Below are 828 nucleotides of genomic sequence, written 5' to 3'. Positions count from 1 at the left end.
GCTCACGTTCTTTAAGCACGTCCTACAGTATTAGTACGTCTATTAACGAATCATACTCAACCTCGGTTAATGCTTCATACAGCACGAGTGCTTTACTGAGCACTTCACACAGTGCTTCTTTGAGTACTAGTTATTCCGCTAGTGCTTCCATTAGCCAAAGTCAATCATTGAGTAACTCCTTAAGTGCTAGTTATTCCGCTAGTGCTTCGATTAGTCAATCATTGAGTAACTCCTTAAGTGCTAGCTATTCCACGAGCGCTTCAGTTAGTCAATCCTTAAGCAACTCCTTAAGTGCTAGCTATTCCGCTAGCGCCTCAGTTAGTCAATCCTTAAGCAACTCCTTAAGTGCTAGTTATTCCGCTAGTGCTTCCATCAGTACTTCGGTTCAAACATCCTTAAGTAGCAGTTATTCCTTAAGCGAATCGCTGGCTACTTCTTTGAGTACTTCTCTTTGGACGTCATTATCAACTAGTTACTCCTTAAGTGAATCTCTCCAAACTAGCTTAAGCACGTCAATTCGTACCTCCTTGAGTGCTAGCTATTCTTTGAGTGAATCCTTAGCTGCATCCTTAAGCACGTCCTTATGGGTTTCCTTGAGTACCAGTTATTCTGCTAGTGCTTCCATTAGCACTTCCTTACAAACATCCTTAAGTAGCAGTTATTCCTTAAGCGAATCGCTGGCTGCTTCTTTAAGCACGTCCTTATGGGTATCACTGAGCACTAGTTACTCCTTGAGTAACTCTAATTTGCTGAGTGATTCTTTGGGGACCAGCTTAATGCTGAGTCAAAGTTACAGTGTTAGTGCGGTTGCTAGTCAATCCTTAAGCA

1 pseudogene is annotated in these 828 nt (G+C 42.1%); it reads left to right on the top strand.

The features are described 5' to 3' along the window. Positions 1-119: 119 nt before the first annotated feature. Positions 120-828 (top strand): annotated as a pseudogene (locus tag ACFIK0_RS09170) (serine-rich repeat glycoprotein adhesin SasA); the annotation flags it as partial.

The organism is Bartonella sp. CL63NXGY (assembly GCF_042194905.1).
In the GTDB taxonomy this organism is placed as follows: Bacteria; Pseudomonadota; Alphaproteobacteria; order Rhizobiales; family Rhizobiaceae; genus Bartonella.
The sequence above is the reverse complement of the archived record's forward strand: the minus strand, read 5'-3'. Positions and strand labels throughout refer to the sequence as shown.